Source organism: Streptomyces sp. NRRL WC-3742, assembly GCF_000720635.1.
GTDB lineage: Bacteria > Actinomycetota > Actinomycetes > Streptomycetales > Streptomycetaceae > Kitasatospora.
On the sequence record NZ_JOCF01000012.1, the window covers coordinates 61,716 to 77,060 of the forward strand.

Sequence of the window (15,345 nt, forward strand, 5' to 3'; positions counted from 1 at the left end):
GGCGCTACCCGGCCGACGATGGCCGGCAGGCCCACTCCGGTAGGCCCTGGTACACCAACCCTTGCGGGGCGGGGCTGCCGAACGCACGCGAACCCGCGAACGCCTGAGACTCTCCACGGTAGACCGCCACGTACGAGTCCCGGCCCCGCCACCAGGTGTCGGCCAGGCCCTGGACCTCCGGGACCGGTTCGAAGCCGTCCAGGTCGAGGGCATCCAGCTCGGCGCCGTGCACGCGGGTGATGGTCCTGGCGAAGAGCGCGACATGGTGGGCCAGGGCCACCGATTCGACCCATCCTTCGACGCCGGCGTGCAGCGGCGCCCACTGCGGCCCGTGGATGCCGAACTCATCGTTCGGGCCGATCATGAACAAGAAGGGGACGGCGGAGCGTTGGTCGCCGGCCTCGAACCACCAGCCGTCATCAGCCGTACCCTCCGGGCTGTCGGCACCGAAGAGCCGCGGACCGCCGTCGTAAGCGGGCGCGGGGGGAAGCGCCAGCCCTCCCCATCGTTCCTCGAAGGCGATCATCCGGTCGATCTGCTCGTCGGGGATTTCGCGCTCGCGCCAGAACCGCCGGTGCTCCTCCAACGGCCGCGGGTCCAGGCGAATGCCGTGCATGGCCACGAACGACCGCGCCCGTCGGCTGAGGCCGGTGAGCGCCTGCGTATGGAAGCGATTCACAACCGCACAGGCTATTCGTGATGTTGGTCAGCCGTCCATGATCAGGCCAGTGCCGGCCAGGCAGGCGTCAACGAGGTCCGGACAGTACTGGATCTGCTTGAGCCGGTGCTTCACAGCCTTGGTGGGGTATCCGCTCACCGGAGCAGGAAGTCGGCCCAGCCGACTTCCTGCTCCGCCGTGTCACCCGGCCGCCACCGCCGGATTGCGACCCGGCATCACGGCTTCTCCCCTTGGGCTATGTGCTGCGGCCCCGGCAGCCGATCCCGAGGAGACGTGACCATGCCCCGCTCGACGATCCCCGCCGCAGTCGCGGCACTGGTCCTCGCCGCCGGCGGCCTGACCGCCGTGACCCAAGCGCCCGCCAGTGCCGCCGCCCCGGCCCCGGGACGCCAGGCTGCCCCGAGGCACTTCGGGGTCCAGGGTCCCGACGTCCTCGTACCGGCCGGGGAGAGCGCGATCGCGAGGGCCGAGTGCCCGGCCGGCTGGGAGCCCAGCGGGGGCGGAGGAGTGAGCAAGGCGGTGGGGCTCTTCCTCAACAGCTCCTCCATCAACGGCTCCCTCTGGGAAGCCAGTTACAGCAACGAGACCGGCTCCCCGGCGTACGCCGCGGCCTACGTCATCTGCAGCCAGCTGGTCCACTACACCTTCGACTCGGAACGGATCGACCTGCCGCGCAGCTCGCCGTGGACCGCCGCCGTGAGCGCAAACTGCCCCCGGGGCTACGTGCCGAGCGGGGGCGGCTTCTGGACCGACGCGGGGGACGCGCTCACACTGGGCACGTACCCGACCTACGGCGGCTGGTTCACCAGGGGCGTCAACAACACGACCCTCCCGCGGCAGCTCAGCTCGTTCGTGGTCTGCGTCGCCGGAGCACCGCACGTCATCCACGACGGCCCCGCCGTCAGCCTGCCGCCGCACGGCGAGGCCATCGCCGACGCGCTGTGCCCGGCCGGCGAGGAAGTGACCGGCGGCGGAGGCCGCGCCTCGTTCAACGGCACCGACCCCAACTACTACGCCCTCCTCATGTCGTCCCGGCTGCGCATCGACGGGAACGGATGGGAAGTCACGGCCTCCAACACCAGCGACACGGAGTACCGCACCCTCGTCGCGAACGTCATCTGCACCCCGGCCGTGTAGCGAACGGTACGGCGGCCTCGGTCGTCGCCACTGCCGACGACCGAGGCCGGGCGCATCACCGTGTGGCCAAGTGAATTGGCGCGCTGTTGAGATGATCAGTGTGAGGTCGAAGTGAAGACCTCGACCTCACACTTTGCCGCGCCACTGCGCTTGATCCGTGCATCGCTGGTGACGAGAGGCACGCCCAGGGCTTCCGCCAGAACGACGTACTGGGCGTCGTAGGCGCTGAGGTTGGCGTGCAGCTTCTTCACGCGGTCCCAGAAGGGCAAGGTCTCGCGCTTCGTGATGGGAAGCATTCGGTACGCGGCGACCGCCCTCTCGGCCTCCTTCTCGGTCAGTTTGCCGCCACGTTGCATGCCCAGCAGGGCTGACTGGATCTCGTAGTCCAGGAGGGTGGGCGCGTGCACGTCCCCTGCCTCGGCCACCCGGGCACGGACGAGTTGTCCGTCAGAACCGTGGGCCGTGAGAGCCAGGACGAGCGCGGAGCAGTCGATGACGATCAACGTCCGGCGCGCCCTTCATCGATGGCGGCAAGCACATCGGCCGAGGTGATGTTGGCGGTGGTCTCCCGGTCCAGCCGTGCCATCATCTCCGCCATCGTGGGCTTGGTTGTCTCCCTGGCGATCAGCTCCTGCATGAACGCCTGGAGCGATTGACCGGCCTGGGCCGCGCGGACCTTGAGGGTCTGGATCTGATCGTCCGGGACATCCCGGATTGTGAGGGCTGTCATGTCTGCATTCTAGCTCCATATTCTGCAAAATGCAGAATGACTAGGACTGGGTGGCAAGCCAGGCGGTCACGACGGCACCGCACAGCAGCCCGGCGTTGAGGGCGATCCTTCGATCGCCGCCGCTCAGGTGGACGGCGACGGCACCGAACTGCAGCACCACGAAGCCGACGGCCGCCGCCGTCGCCAGCCCCGGGGCGACGCCGGTGAGCGGCGGCAGCACCAAGCCCGCTGCGCCCAGCACCTCGACCACCCCCAGCGCCCTCAGGGCGGGCAGCGGCACGCCGTCCACCCACGCCATCATCGGCCGGAGCTGATCCCGGCTGCGGACCAGCTTCAGCACGCCCGCGTACGCGTAGAACAGCGCGAGCAGCCCCGCGAGGACCCAGTACGCGAGGTTCACGCCGGCTCCGTCGCATAGCGGCTCATCGCCTCGGCGTTCGCCTGGGGCGTCAGCGGCCGGCCGTCGGCCATCACCTGCGCGAGGTCCCGGAAGTACTGCACGTACAGGTCCGGCGTGAACGTGCTGAGCAGGACGGCCGGTTCGTCGGTCGGGTTGGCGAACGTGTGCGGGGCCCCGGGCGGAACCATCACCAGCGTGCCCGCGACGGCGTCGTACGTCTCCTCCCCGACGGTGAACCGCACCGTGCCGGACAGGACGTAGAACCCCTCGTCGTGCCGGGCGTGCCGGTGCTGCGGCGGCCCCTGCGTGTGCGGGGCGAGCACGGACTCGGCGATGGCGAGGCGGTGGCCGGTGTGGCTGCCGTCCTCCAGGATGCGCATGCGCGTGGTGCCCAGAACGATGCTCTCGCCCTCACCGGGGCGCACCACCGATACCGTGGCGCGGGTTTCTTCGGTCATGCCCACCAGTGCACCGCCGGGCGCCCGCCGCCGTCCAAGACCCATCCCGCCGCCCCGATACCCCACGGGTATCGTGGCAGCGTGGAGCTACGGACCCTGCGCTACTTCGTGGCCGTCGCCGAGGAACTCCACTTCGGCCGCGCCGCCACCCGTCTGCACATGAGCCAGCCGCCGCTGAGCCGGGCGATCAAGCAGCTGGAGGCCGAGGCCGGGGCCCTGCTGTTCACCCGCTCGCCCACGGGAGTCACGCTTACCCCCGTCGGCTCCGTACTGCTCCACGAGGCGCGGGCCCTGCTCGACCACGCCGACCGCCTCCGGGTACGCGTGAGCGTGGCGGCCGGCGCCTCGACCATCACCGTCGGCATCCTCGCCGACGGCACCGACCCGGGCGTGGCCCGCCTCGCCGCCGCCTACCGCCGCAGCCACCCCGGCATCGACATCCGCGTCCGCGAGACCGACCTCACCGACCCGACCTGCGGGCTGCGCGCCGGACTGGTCGACGTCGCCCTGACCAGGGCGCCCTTCGACGAGACCGCCCTGACGGTCCGCACCCTCCGCGCCGACCCGGTCGGCGTGGTCCTGCCCGCCGACGACCCGCTCGCGCGCCGCGACGGCCTGAGCCTCGCCGAACTGGCCGACCGTCGCTGGTTCCAGTTCCCGCCGGACACCGACCCGGTGTGGCAGGCGTACTGGAAGGGGGGCCTTCCGCGCGAGGGCCCGGTGGTGAGCACCGTCCAGGAGTGCTTGCAGGCCGTGCTGTGGAACGGCACGGTCGGCCTGGCGCCGCTCGGACACGAGCCTCCCGCAGAGCTGGCCGTGGTGCCGCTGCTCGACATGCCGCCGAGCCGGGTGGTGGCGGCGTGGAACGAGGGCGACACCAACCCGCTGATCCGCTCCTTCGTGGCCATCGCGACAGCGGCGTACCGTCACTGACTCCCGTGCGGGCAGGTCTCGTTGTGGCTGTGGGTCCGCCGGACCGGCCAGGCGGGGAAGTCCTCGGGCGCGGAGCCGGAGGTGGGGTCGTTCCACCGGTCGATCCAGGGCTGGGCGACCTGGGGGCAGCACCACACCCGGCCCCAGCTCCAGTACTTGCTGCCCTCCTTCACGCGCTGCACCGCAGGGCTGTAGAGGCCCTTGACCCGGAAGTTCTCCAGGTGCCTCCGGAAGAGGATCATGCTGATGTAGCGCGTCCGACTCCCACGATGCACGCCGACCACGTGGAGGCGGTCATCGTCCCCCTGGTACCGGGGCGGGAACACCCACAGCTTCGCGCCCGGCGCGAAGTGCTTGAGGCTGGTCTCGACGTCGGACGCCTCCCCGTGACGCGTCCGAGCTGCGACGTTGGCGACGACGCACCACTCCAGCGGCTGCGCGGGCCGGTCTCCGGGTTCGGTCATGCCGAGCAGTGTGCACCGTCGTACGGACGGTGTGCGAACGATTTGCTACAGCTCCGGCAGCCGGTCCTCAGGCGTGGGGGAGCTGCCCTGTTCCAGCCAGTAGAGGTAGATCCGCAGGTCCTGGGCGAGGCCGCCGGCCAGGTAGGACTCGAAGTCCCGGACGGAGGCGGCGATGCCCTGCTCCACCGAGTTGTAGGCGTCCCAGTCCCGGCCGGACAGGAACTCCGTGACCCGACCCCGGTCGCGCCACCACTTCCGGACGCCCTCCGGCGTCCAGTGCGTGTCGCCGTCGCAGCCGTACCCGAGGAAGGGGTCCTGGTCGGCCCCCTCCACCAGCAGGGCGACCTCCGTCGGGGTGCGGGGCTGGCGGTACACGTACTCGGTCAGGTAGTCGCCCCCGTAGAGCACGTGTTGGGGCGCGGAAAGCCTGCCGGTCCAGCAGGTGTCGGTATCGGCACCGTAGAAGGGCCCGGGGACGTTGAGCCAGAGCTTGTCCTCCCAGCGGCCCTGGAACGTGTCGCGATCAGTGCCGAGACCGGCCGTGGGATCGAAGTAGAGCGTCACCGCCGGAGCATAACGCGACGCACCCGGGCCGCCCCGTTGGTGCGGGGCGGCCCGGGTGGGGAGCTCAGTGACAGCTTCCGGGGTCGGGGCCCGGGAGGCAGGACGGGCGGGGGTCGGTGGGGCGGCGGGGCGTGGAGGTGCGGTTGTGGCACTGGCGGCAGGTCCACTCCTCGCGGATCTCCAGGGTGCCCGAGCAGTGGACGACCGGAACCGTCCACGGGCCGTCGAACGGGGTGTCCGTCCGGCAGGACGGGCAGTGCCTCTCGGTGCCCCCGGTCATCGGGCGGCCCTCCGGCCCCGCATGCGGCCCGCGTAGTGCAGGCCCGTGCGTCCGGCGGCGGGGCCGGCGGTGAGCCGGGCCAGCGGGGCGGCGAGCGCGCCCCACAGGGCTTCGGCCGGGAGGAAGCCGCCCAGCACCAGCACGGTGCCGAGCACGAGCACGGCCACGAACAGCAGGTGCGCCCGGGGCAGGTCCAGGGTGATGTCTGCGAGCATCTGGTCCTCTCCTTCTGGTGGTGCCGTCCCGGGCGCGCGGGCCCGGGACGGCGGGGTTCGTCCGATCCGTGCGTTCATCGGTGGTGGATCACATGGGGTTCTCCCTCCGCCGAAGTAGCCGGTTCTTCCGGGTACTTCGAGTCTGGGAGCGCCCCTCGCGGCCTTCAATGAATCGCGAACGCGCACGGTCCCAGCCGGACACCGGCGGCATTCGCCGACGAACGGCGGAACCCGGGTGGCACAAGCGGTCGTTGACGGACAATCAGGGCATCGGTTCCGCCGTTTCCTGCCGTCGTCCGCCCGTTCCCGCCCGTTCCCGCCCGTTCCCGCCAGCGCCCGCCCGCGCCCGTCCCGAGGGAAGCCATGTCGAAGCCGTACGACCCGATCCCGGCGCCCCAACTCCGATTCGCCGCCGAGCTGCGCAAGCTCTGGACCCGTGGCGGCGAGCCCACGCTCCAGGACCTCGCGGCCCGGATGCGGTGGGGCCGTACGACGGTGTCCGCGCTGCTCAACGGCAAGCGCTTCCCCAGCTGGGAGCAGATGGCGGCCCTCGCCGAGGCGTGCGGGGAGCGGCCGGAGGCGTGGCAGCCGCGCTGGCAGGAGGCGCGCGGCCAGCTGACCACCCTGCGCCTGGAGTGCGCCACGACCACCCCGGCGTCGGAGCCCGACCAGGAGGCGCCCCCGATCGTCGAGCACCTCGTCGGGGCCGCCGAACTGTCGGCCCACTGGTACCGGAACAACCCCGAGTTCTACGCCGCCGCCACCGAGCGCGTCCGCCTGGCCCGCGCGGAGATCCGCCTCACCTACACCCGCCAGTCCCCGCCGACGGCGCTGACCACCCCGGCCTCCGTCGAGTACTTCCGCGAGATCCTGGCCTGGGCCGCCGCGGAGAGCGAGGACGAGCGCTGCGTGCGCCGCATCATCGGCATCCCCGAGCGCGACGGCGTCCCGCAGGCCGACATGCTGGCCTGGGCCCGGCAGCATCACGAGGACACCGACGACCTGCTCAACTACGAGGCCCGCGTGCAGCGTTGGACGGCGGCGGCCGACGGCCTCAACATGGCGCTGATCGACGACAGCGTCGTCTTCCTGGCCTTCTCCGGCCACGCCCGCCAGAAGCTCAACGGCTTCAGCGTCGAGGACCGGACCTTCATGAGCTACTTCACCGCCCACTTCGACCAGCTGTGGAGCGCCCTGCCCAGCCTCGGCGACTACCTGGCCGACCAGGGCAGTCAGGAGACCCGCCGGGCGTGAGTGTCACCGCGGGCCCGTACTGTTCGCGGCATGGCAATCGTGATGTTCGTCGACGAGACGACGGCCGGCGACCGCAGCGACGGATGGGGGCTGGAGATCCTCGAGGAGAGGCTCACCGTGCGCGAGCTGATCCGGCGCAGGGTGTTCCAGGAGGTCGCCGAGTTCAACGCGAAGGCGCCGCAGGTGTTCCAGGGGCTGGTGCAGCCGCACGACACCGAGCGGGTGCTGAACGGGTACACGCTGCGCACGCCGCGCCGGATCGACCCGGAGGCGCAGAGCGAGCTGGCGCTCCGGGCGTTCGCGGGCAACGGCTTCCTGGTGCTGGTGGGGGAGCGGCAGGTGACCGATCCGGAGGAGGAGGTCGAGCTCGGGCCCGGCACCGAGGTCACGTTCCTGAAGCTCGTTCCGCTGGTGGGGGGATGACGGTGCTGGACTTCCGGGAGGTCACGGAGCTGCTCCGGCCGTTCGCGGGGCGCGCGGACGAACTCGCCGCCGCGCTGCTGAGGGCGGCGGCCGCGAACGAGGGCGTCCTCTACGACAGCCGGTGGAACCAGGTGTTCCACGACCTGCGCGCGCTGCGGCCCGACGGCCGTACGGCGCTCGCCGACGCGCTGGTCGCGCGCTACCACGCGGCCGATGAGGGCACGGTCGTCCGCGCTCAAGTTCCGCCCTTGCTCGGCGAGTTCGCGCCCGAGCTGTTCCGCGACCGGCTCCCGGAGGAGCACCGGGAGGCGCTCGCCGGGCTCGGCCGGGAGACGACGGTGGGGTACCGCGACCGCGACCGGCTCCTCGCCGGGGCCGAACTCGAGGCCGGGCGCCCCCTCGCGCCCGAGATCGTGGCCGCCTTCCGGCGCTCCGCCCTGAGCCCGTACTGGGGAAAGCCGCTCGTCGAGTTCGCCGCCGCCCTCACCGAACCCGTCCTCAACGTCGGCGAGGTGTGGGCCGAGCAGGCCGTGCGCGACACCCGGGACGACCCCGACATGCAGGCGCTCCTGCGGCACACGGTGACCGCCACCGCGGCCAAGCCCTCCCGCCCGTGGGAGAAGCGGGCCGAGAGCCTGATCCTGCCGCTTGGCGCCGACCGCGTCCGGACCGCCGTCCTGCCCTGGCTCGCCCTCGCCGGCCGCCGCACCTTCGCGCTGGACGGTCAACTCGCCGGGCCGGACGGGCAGAGCGCATACGACCCGTACAACGCCAACGCCCTGCGCGGACTGGCCTGGGTGCTCGCCCTGCTGCCCGCCCACCCGGACAGCGCTCACCCGGACAGCGCCCGCGCGGACACGGCCCGCGCCCTCGGCGCCCTGGTCGAGACCTCCCTGCGGAAGATCCCCGGGCTGGGCCCGCGCAACCCGAAGGTCGCCAACGCCGCCGTCGGCGCGCTCTCCCGCATCGACGGCGAGGCGGCCCTCGCCGAACTCGCCCGCCTGGGCACCCGCGTGACGTACAAGGGCACGCTCAAGCTGGTCGACGCCGCGCTCCAGGCGCGGGCGGAGGCGCTGGGCCTCTCCCGCGAGGAGATCGAGGAACTCGCCGTCCCCGCCTACGGGTTGACGGAGGTCGGCCGGGCCGAGCTGCTGCTGGGCGAGGTCACGGCCGGCCTGGAGGTCCGGGGCACCAGGGTGGCCCTGGGCTGGCGCAACGCCGCGGGCAAGGAGGTCAAGAGCGTGCCGGCGGTGGTGAAGCGCGACCACGCCGAGGAGCTCAAGGAGTTGAAGACGGCGGTCAAGGACATCGACGGGATGCTCTCCGCCCAGAGCGAGCGCCTCGACCGCCAGTTCCTCGCCAACCGCACCTGGCCGTACGCCACTTGGCGCGAGCGCTACCTCGACCACCCCCTGGTCGGCACCCTGGCCCGGCGGCTGCTGTGGACGGTCGACGGCACGACCGCCGGATTCGCGGACGGCGAACTGCGCACCCTCGCGGACGACTTGGTTCAGCCGGTGCGGGAGGGGAGCGAGGTCCGGCTCTGGCACCCGGTGGACCACGAGCCCGCCGAGATCGTCGCCTGGCGGGACTGGCTGGAGCGGCACGCGATCACCCAGCCGTTCAAGCAGGCCCACCGCGAGGTGTACCTGCTGACCGACGCCGAACGGGCGACGGGCACGTACTCCAACCGCTTCGCCGCGCACGTGCTGCGCCAGCACCAGTTCAACTCCCTCGCGTCGGCGAGGGGTTGGCGCAACAAGCTGCGGCTGATGGTCGACGACTCGGCCCCGCCCGCCACCCGTGCGCTGCCGCAGTGGGGGCTGCGCGCCGAGTACTGGATCCACGGTGAGGGCGAGGAGTACGGCGACGACACCACCGAGTCGGGCAGCTACCTGCGCCTGACCACCGACCAGATCCGCTTCTACCCGATCGACGCGCCGCAGAACGAGGCGGACTGCTACGGCAGCGAGTACCGCATGTGGCCGCGGGACGGCGCCGAGCCGGTGGAGCCGGTGCCGATCGCCGAGGTCCCGCCGCTCGTGCTGTCCGAGGTCCTGCGCGACGTCGACCTGTTCGTGGGTGTGGCGAGCGTCGGCAACGACCCCACCTGGTACGACGGCGGACCGGAAGGCCGCTACCGCGCGTACTGGGACTCCTACGGCTTCGGCGAGCTCGGCCAGGGCGCCGAGACGCGCCGCGCGCTGCTGGAGCGGCTCGTACCCCGGCTGGCGATCGCCGACCGCTGCACCCTGGAGGGGCGCTTCCTGCACGTGAAGGGCGAGCGCCACACGTACAAGATCCACCTCGGCTCGGGCAACATCCTGATGACGCCGAACGACCAGTACCTGTGCATCGTCCCGAAGCCGGCCGCAGCCACCCCGCAGACCGGGTATCTCCCCTTCGAGGGAGACCGGATGCTCGCCGTGATCCTCAGCAAGGCGATGCTGCTGGCCGAGGACACAAGGATCACGGACCCGACGATCCTGAGCCAGCTCTAGAGACCAAAACCACAGGCGCGACGGCCCGGCCGTGCCCTAGGTTGATCGCCGCCCCGTCGTCGTGGCAGGCGCCCACCCCTGGAGAACCGGCATGACCTGGACCGAGCACACCGTCGTCCGCGAGGGCGTCCGCCTCTCCTGCCGCGACCGGGGCGGGCCCGGCGTCCCGATCGTGCTGCTGCACGGACTGGCCGGCCACGCGGGAGAGTGGGACGCCCTCGCCGCCCACCTGGGCGACCGCGACCGCCACCGCCTCGTCGCCGTCGACCAGCGCGGCCACGGCGCGAGCGAGCGCCGCCCCGGCGACGTCTCGCGCGCCGCGTACGTCGCCGACGTGGTCGCCGTCGTCGAACAGCTCGGCCTGCACCGGCCGGTCCTCGTCGGCCAGTCTCTCGGCGGTCACACCGCCATGCTCACCGCCGCCGCGCACCCCGACCTGACCGGCGGCCTCGTCCTCGTCGAGGCGGGGCCCGGCCGCGACGACCCGGGCCGGCCCGCCGAGATCGCCCAGGCACTCGGCGCCTGGCCGACGCCCTTCCCCTCCCGCGCCGCCGCCGTCGACTTCTTCGGCGGCGGCACGGTCGGCGAGAGCTGGGCGGACGGGCTGGAGGAGCGCGACGGCGGCTGGTGGCCGCGCTTCGACCCCGACGTGATGGCCGAGGCGCTGGCCGAGAACGCCCGCCGCTCCTTCTGGGACGAGTGGACGGGCCTCACCTGCCCCACGCTCGCCGTCTTCGGCCAGGCGGGCATCATCCCCGCCGAGGAGACCGATGCCATGCTGGAGCGCCGCCCCGAGACCGTGGCCGCGAGCGTCCCCGCCGCAGGCCACGACGTCCACCTGGAACACCCCGAGGCCCTCGGCCGGCTCCTCCGGGAGTACGTCACGGGCCTCGGCCGTCACCGCTGACGACCGAGGCCCGTGCGAAGCTCTCAGCTCTTCCTACCGCTTTTACCGCTCTTACGGCCTTCTTCTACCGCGCGCCGACCGGCACCTGGCCCTTGTGGCCGACCTTGGGCAGGCCCGCCAGGAACCGGTCGACCTCGGCGCGCTGCGCCTCCGTGAACGGCGCCTTGAGCACCGTCGCCGAGAGCGGAGCGGCGCCCGCCTTCCGCGCCAGCACCGTCCACGCCACGGGGTTGTGCGCCACCTTGCTGACCGAGGTCCAGGGGATGCGGCGGTCCAGGGCCGGCGTCTTCAGCTCGAGGGCGTCCTCGGTGAGCGTGACGACCGTCGGCCCGACGTAGCGCGGGGCGACCTTCTGGCCCATCCGCTTCCCGCCCGCGGTGATGTTCACCACCTGGACGAACCCGAAGCAGACCGCCGCGATCGCGAACATGACGCTGCCCGCGGCCAGGCAGGCCGCCGCCAGCGCCAGCCACAGCCCGACGATCGTCCAGCGGAGCCAGGGCCGGGAGGCCGACGCGTTCGCCGTGACCGAGGCGACGATGTCCTCGGTGGTCGCGTCATAGGTGACCTGCATGTTCATGGTTCGCGTGCTCCCGGTTCGTCGAATGGCGGCACATCATGACGGGAACCCGCGACCCGACGCAAACGGACGAACCGTCACTCGCCGCCGAGGAATTCCAGCAGCAGGTCCGTCACCTCCGCCGGACGCTCCAGGCTCGGCAGGTGGCCGGCCCACTCCAGCTCCACGTGCCGGGCCGGGCCCGCGATCCGCCCGGGCACGGCCGCCGCGATCTCGCGGAAGTCCGCGAAGTCGTGCGCCCCCGCGACGGCCAGGCAACGGGCCGTGACCTTCCCGAGGTCGACCTCGGGGCTGCTGCGGAAGAACTCCGTCGCCGCCAACTGCACCTCGAACGCGTTGCGCTGCATCACCCCGACCAGCGCCCGGGCCTCCTCGCCGGCCTCCGGGCCCAGCCACGCCGCCACGTTCAGCTCCACCGCGCCCGCGACGTCACCCGCCTCCAGCAGCTCGTCCTCCTTGCCGCCGAAGGCCCGCAGCTCCGCACTGTGGTCGTGCCCGGGCAGCCCGGCGGCGAGCAGCGCCAGCGCCGTCACGGCCTCCGGACGCGTCGCCGCCACCTCCAGCGCGACCTTGCCACCGTACGAGGCGCCGACCAGCGCGGCGCTCCCCACCCCGAGACGGTCGAGGAGGTCCAGCACGTCACCGGCATCGCTGTACGGGGCATCCGCCATCGGCGACTCGCCGAACCCGCGGAAGTCCAGCCGCACCACCCGGTACCCGGCCTCGAGCAGGGCCTGCCACTGCCCGTCCCACATCCGCCGGTCGCACACCGAGGAGTGGAGCAGCACCACTGCGGGGCCATCGCCCGCCACGTCGTAAGAGATCGTCATCCGGCAGAGGTTAGCGGACGACCCCTCCGGTGATCACCGGTTTCCGGCTGCTCCTCTTCGCCGGTCGTCTGCGGATCGTCGCAGGTGAGGCAGCCCCTCGGGCGAGGAGCCGCCCGCCCCCGCCACGGCTACCGGGCGACGAACAACTCCTCGTTGCCCAGGATGCTCTCGTGAACGGACACCGTGGGGTACGCCGCCCGCATCCGCGCCGCCTCCGCCGTCTGCCGCGCCTCGATCAGCGCGCCCTCCCCGGCCCCGTGCGAGCGCGACCGCTCCCGGAACATCAGGAACGCCGCCGCCCCCACGATGACACCCACCAGCACGACCCCGAACACCACAACGGTCACCACGAGTCCAGCCTCCCCGTTCCCCGAATCACCAATCGTCCACGGCCCGAGCCGAGTTGGAGGGCGCAGCCCTCATTCGCAGTATGCACGCGACGATCGCCGAAGCCCACCCCACCGGCACCGTGCCCTCGCCCGGCCCGCCCTCAGCTGCCGTCAGCTGCCGTGGCGGGTCAACCGCCAGATCTGGTTCTCCCCGCTCTCGGCCGGTGCGAGGTCCCCGTCGGCTGCCTCCCGCCGGTGCACGGTGAATCCGGCCCGGGCCGGGACGGCGCCGCTGGCGAGGTTCGCCACGTCGTGCACCACCTCCACGTACTCGACGTCGGGCAGCCGGAACGCCTCCTCCACCAGCGCGCGAACCGTCCTGGTCATCAGCCCACGGCCGGTCGCCCCGGGACGCAGCCAGTACCCGATCTCCCGCCCGCCCTCCGGGGTGTCCTCCCGGCGGAACAGTCCGCAGACGCCCACGATCGCCCCGTCCAGCGTGACGGCGTAGGTGAACTCCTGCCGGCTCTCCCAGCAGCCCGCCCGCCCGGCGAGGAACTCCCGCGTCTTCTCCACCCCGTGCTCGGCCACCCACGGCATCCACGGCCGCAGGTGCTCCAGCGACTCCTCGATCACCCGGAACAACTCGGGCAGATCCGCCTCCCCCTCGAAGCGGCGCAGGGCGAGGCCGTCGGTCAGGCGTAGGACAGGCTGCGGTGTCTCCATCCCAGGAGCATTCCCTGCCCCTGCCCGCTCGGCAAAGCGATTTCGCGCTACCGTCCCCGCGCCTCACCGCAGGTCAGCCGCCACACCTGCTCCTCCCCGGTCTCCCCGGGGGCCATCGGCTCGACGCTCCTACGGCGGTGCACGCTGAACCCCAGCCGCGCCGGGACGCCGCCACTGGCGAGGTTCGTCACATCGTGCGCCACCTCCACGTACTCGACCCCGGGCAGCCGGAACGCCTCCTCCACCAGCGCGCGAACCGCCCTGGTCATCAGCCCCCGGCCCGTCGCCCCGGGATGCAGCCAGTACCCGATCTCCCGCCCCGCCTCCGGCGCGTCCCCGCAGGGCGCCAGCCCGAGGGACCCCACGATCGCCCCGTCCAGCACGATCGCGTAGTTGTACTCCTCACCGCTCTCCCACTGCGCCTGCTGCCGGGCGAGGTACTCCCGCGTCTTCTCCACCCCGTGCTCGGCCACCCACGGCATCCACGGCCGCAGATGCTCCACCGACTCCTCCACCACCCGGAACAACTCCGCCAGATCCGCCTCCCCCTCGAACCGCCGCAACACAAGCCCACCCTCAACCCGAATAACACCCCGCACCGTCCCCACCCCCCGAGCATCCCCCACCACCCCCCACCTACGCACCAGTTCGCGCCTCTGCACGAGAAGTCGGCCCGGCCGACTTCTCGTGCACGCGCGCAGCCTCGGCGTCGTCACCGAACTCGACGGATCGCAGGCCGGCGCTCAGGACGAGCGGACGCCGTTCCCCCGGGCGGCGCGCTGCAGCGCGATGTGGGTCAGCCAGGCGATCCCGAAGGTGAACGGCGCAGCGCTGTTCTCGGGCGGCCCGGGAATCGCGGAGCAGATCACCACCACCGCCAGCGGTACCCAGACCCGCAGCGCCACCCGCCGAACGGCCGCCGAACCGGGCACGAGCGGCAGGAGGAACCCCACCACCCCGAACAGGACGGTCAAGCCCGCATGCTTCACCGCCTCGAACACCGTCCAGACGAGCAGAAACAGCCCAACCACGCCCCAGACCCAACGCACGCCCCAGGAAACCGATTCGCCCGTTACCTCAGGTGCCACTCCGCCTACGTTTCGCGTGCTCAACGCGTCGGCGGCTCGAGTCGTGCCGCCAGAGCATCCTGAGCTGCTCGACCCGGCCGACTTCTCGTGCAGGCGGGCAACTGGTCGGCGCGTGGTCAGAGTTCGCCGAGGAACCCCGGGTCGGCCTGGCCCAGCTGGGCGGCGAACTCGCCGGCCGAGCCCAGGACCTGGTGCATCGGCGTCGTGCGGCGGCTCAGGGCGCCGAGGCCGGACTGACCCTCCTGGGACCAGAGGAACGGGTAGACCGTGAAGCCCTCGGAGAGGGTCAGAGCCGTCGTCTCCTCGCGCCAGCCCGGCCAGCGCAGGCCGTCGTAGAACTGTTCCAGCCGGTCGTCCAGCAGCCAGGCGATCCAGCCGGAGTGGCCGGTCTCCATGGCCTCCCACTCCAGGGTGTCGGGCGCGAAGTACGTCATCTGGCCGGGGGCGCCGGGGCGGCCCGCGCCGGCGGGGTCGTGGCCGTTGAGGGCGAACACGCCGCCGAGGACGTCGTAGCCGACGACCAGGCCCGTGCCCGGCTGCCAGCCGGGGTCGACGGTGGCGGGGAAGCGGTTGGCGCGGCCCAGCCCGGGCAACTCGCCCGCGCCGCCGCCGAGGACGCGCAGCCACCCGCCGTCGAGCAGCAGCCCGCCGGTGTGCAGCACCAGCGCGCCGAGTGTCGACCGTGCGGTGACCTGGAGTTGCAGCAGGCAGCGCCGCCCCTCCTCCGGGTCGTCGGGCGGCAGGACCTGTACGGCTCCGGTGGCGGCGAGGGCCGGGCCGAGCGCGGGCCAGGCGGGGTCGTCGACGGTGATCAGGTCCTCGAGTGCGCGCATCCGGCGATGATCGC

At 72.3% G+C, this 15,345-nt stretch carries 22 protein-coding genes; 6 read left to right on the plus strand and 16 right to left on the minus strand.

Annotated elements, in window-relative coordinates:
- Positions 1 to 4 precede the first annotated feature (4 nt).
- Positions 5 to 616, minus strand: coding sequence for a hypothetical protein (locus tag IH61_RS0109990; RefSeq protein ID WP_324607591.1), 612 nt, complete (start codon positions 614 to 616; stop codon positions 5 to 7).
- Between the two features lie 342 nt (positions 617 to 958).
- On the opposite strand from IH61_RS0109990, the gene IH61_RS0110000 reads away from it, so the two are divergent.
- Positions 959 to 1,816 carry a hypothetical protein gene (locus IH61_RS0110000; RefSeq protein ID WP_031067955.1) on the plus strand — a complete coding sequence of 286 codons (858 nt, stop codon included), beginning with the start codon at positions 959 to 961 and terminating at the stop codon, positions 1,814 to 1,816.
- Positions 1,817 to 1,911: 95 nt separating this feature from the next.
- Here the strand turns inward: IH61_RS0110000 and IH61_RS0110005 are convergent, their stop codons facing one another.
- From IH61_RS0110005 to IH61_RS0110020, 4 genes are read right to left on the minus strand one after another with little or no spacing between them, the layout of a single operon-like run.
- A complete protein-coding gene (locus IH61_RS0110005) occupies positions 1,912 to 2,319 on the minus strand; it encodes a type II toxin-antitoxin system VapC family toxin (RefSeq protein ID WP_031067957.1) in 408 nt (135 codons plus the stop codon).
- A complete protein-coding gene (locus IH61_RS0110010) occupies positions 2,316 to 2,546 on the minus strand; it encodes a FitA-like ribbon-helix-helix domain-containing protein (protein ID WP_031067958.1) in 231 nt (76 codons plus the stop codon). Before IH61_RS0110010 ends, IH61_RS0110005 begins: the two co-directional genes overlap by 4 nt.
- Before the next feature lie 40 nt (positions 2,547 to 2,586).
- Positions 2,587 to 2,946, minus strand: coding sequence for a DoxX family protein (locus IH61_RS0110015; protein WP_031067959.1), 360 nt, complete (start codon positions 2,944 to 2,946; stop codon positions 2,587 to 2,589).
- Positions 2,943 to 3,404, minus strand: a complete 462-nt coding sequence (locus IH61_RS0110020; protein ID WP_031067961.1) for a cupin domain-containing protein — start codon at positions 3,402 to 3,404, stop codon at positions 2,943 to 2,945. Before IH61_RS0110020 ends, IH61_RS0110015 begins: the two co-directional genes overlap by 4 nt.
- An 81-nt stretch (positions 3,405 to 3,485) precedes the next feature.
- Between IH61_RS0110020 and IH61_RS0110025 the strand changes: the two genes are divergently transcribed.
- The gene (locus IH61_RS0110025; protein WP_234327108.1) at positions 3,486 to 4,337 is read left to right on the plus strand and encodes a LysR family transcriptional regulator; all 852 of its coding nucleotides are present in this window, start codon (positions 3,486 to 3,488) and stop codon (positions 4,335 to 4,337) included.
- Here IH61_RS0110025 and IH61_RS42750 read toward each other — a convergent pair.
- The 4 genes from IH61_RS42750 to IH61_RS0110045 form a co-directional block, all read right to left on the minus strand.
- Complete coding sequence (locus IH61_RS42750; RefSeq protein ID WP_051836694.1) at positions 4,331 to 4,801, minus strand: hypothetical protein; 471 nt, start codon at positions 4,799 to 4,801, stop codon at positions 4,331 to 4,333. The two genes, IH61_RS0110025 and IH61_RS42750, sit on opposite strands and share 7 nt — an antisense overlap.
- 45 nt (positions 4,802 to 4,846) lie before the next feature.
- A complete protein-coding gene (locus IH61_RS0110035) occupies positions 4,847 to 5,365 on the minus strand; it encodes a hypothetical protein (protein ID WP_031067965.1) in 519 nt (172 codons plus the stop codon).
- A 64-nt stretch (positions 5,366 to 5,429) separates the two neighbouring features.
- On the minus strand, positions 5,430 to 5,645 hold the full coding sequence (locus IH61_RS0110040; protein ID WP_031067967.1) for a hypothetical protein: 216 nt from the start codon (positions 5,643 to 5,645) through the stop codon (positions 5,430 to 5,432).
- Positions 5,642 to 5,860, minus strand: a complete 219-nt coding sequence (locus IH61_RS0110045) for a hypothetical protein (protein WP_031067969.1) — start codon at positions 5,858 to 5,860, stop codon at positions 5,642 to 5,644. Before IH61_RS0110045 ends, IH61_RS0110040 begins: the two co-directional genes overlap by 4 nt.
- A 363-nt stretch (positions 5,861 to 6,223) precedes the next feature.
- Here IH61_RS0110045 and IH61_RS0110050 point away from each other — a divergent pair, with 363 nt between their 5' ends.
- From IH61_RS0110050 to IH61_RS0110065, 4 genes are all read left to right on the plus strand, one after another.
- Positions 6,224 to 7,114 carry a helix-turn-helix domain-containing protein gene (locus IH61_RS0110050; protein ID WP_031067970.1) on the plus strand — a complete coding sequence of 297 codons (891 nt, stop codon included), beginning with the start codon at positions 6,224 to 6,226 and terminating at the stop codon, positions 7,112 to 7,114.
- 30 nt (positions 7,115 to 7,144) lie between these two features.
- The gene (locus IH61_RS0110055) at positions 7,145 to 7,537 is read left to right on the plus strand and encodes a hypothetical protein (protein WP_031067972.1); all 393 of its coding nucleotides are present in this window, start codon (positions 7,145 to 7,147) and stop codon (positions 7,535 to 7,537) included.
- Complete coding sequence (locus IH61_RS0110060; RefSeq protein WP_031067973.1) at positions 7,534 to 10,038, plus strand: DUF4132 domain-containing protein; 2,505 nt, start codon at positions 7,534 to 7,536, stop codon at positions 10,036 to 10,038. Before IH61_RS0110055 ends, IH61_RS0110060 begins: the two co-directional genes overlap by 4 nt.
- A gap of 91 nt (positions 10,039 to 10,129) precedes the next feature.
- Positions 10,130 to 10,945: an alpha/beta fold hydrolase gene (locus IH61_RS0110065; RefSeq protein ID WP_031067974.1), complete on the plus strand. Its 816-nt coding sequence runs from the start codon at positions 10,130 to 10,132 to the stop codon at positions 10,943 to 10,945.
- A gap of 64 nt (positions 10,946 to 11,009) precedes the next feature.
- Here the strand turns inward: IH61_RS0110065 and IH61_RS0110070 are convergent, their stop codons facing one another.
- The 7 genes from IH61_RS0110070 to IH61_RS0110100 all read right to left on the minus strand — a co-directional run bounded on the left by IH61_RS0110070 (position 11,010) and on the right by IH61_RS0110100 (position 15,331).
- The gene (locus tag IH61_RS0110070; protein WP_031067976.1) at positions 11,010 to 11,525 is read right to left on the minus strand and encodes a hypothetical protein; all 516 of its coding nucleotides are present in this window, start codon (positions 11,523 to 11,525) and stop codon (positions 11,010 to 11,012) included.
- 77 nt (positions 11,526 to 11,602) lie between these two features.
- The gene (locus tag IH61_RS0110075; RefSeq protein ID WP_031067978.1) at positions 11,603 to 12,355 is read right to left on the minus strand and encodes an alpha/beta fold hydrolase; all 753 of its coding nucleotides are present in this window, start codon (positions 12,353 to 12,355) and stop codon (positions 11,603 to 11,605) included.
- A 128-nt stretch (positions 12,356 to 12,483) separates the two neighbouring features.
- Positions 12,484 to 12,705, minus strand: coding sequence for a hypothetical protein (locus IH61_RS0110080; RefSeq protein WP_031067980.1), 222 nt, complete (start codon positions 12,703 to 12,705; stop codon positions 12,484 to 12,486).
- Between the two features lie 150 nt (positions 12,706 to 12,855).
- A complete protein-coding gene (locus IH61_RS0110085) occupies positions 12,856 to 13,410 on the minus strand; it encodes a GNAT family N-acetyltransferase (RefSeq protein ID WP_031067981.1) in 555 nt (184 codons plus the stop codon).
- A gap of 47 nt (positions 13,411 to 13,457) precedes the next feature.
- Complete coding sequence (locus IH61_RS0110090; protein ID WP_420713877.1) at positions 13,458 to 13,976, minus strand: GNAT family N-acetyltransferase; 519 nt, start codon at positions 13,974 to 13,976, stop codon at positions 13,458 to 13,460.
- A 177-nt stretch (positions 13,977 to 14,153) separates the two neighbouring features.
- Entirely contained in the window at positions 14,154 to 14,498 is a 345-nt protein-coding gene (locus IH61_RS0110095) for a hypothetical protein (protein WP_031067983.1), read from the minus strand.
- 116 nt (positions 14,499 to 14,614) lie between these two features.
- Positions 14,615 to 15,331, minus strand: a complete 717-nt coding sequence (locus tag IH61_RS0110100; RefSeq protein ID WP_031067984.1) for a DUF2625 family protein — start codon at positions 15,329 to 15,331, stop codon at positions 14,615 to 14,617.
- Positions 15,332 to 15,345: the final 14 nt, after the last annotated feature.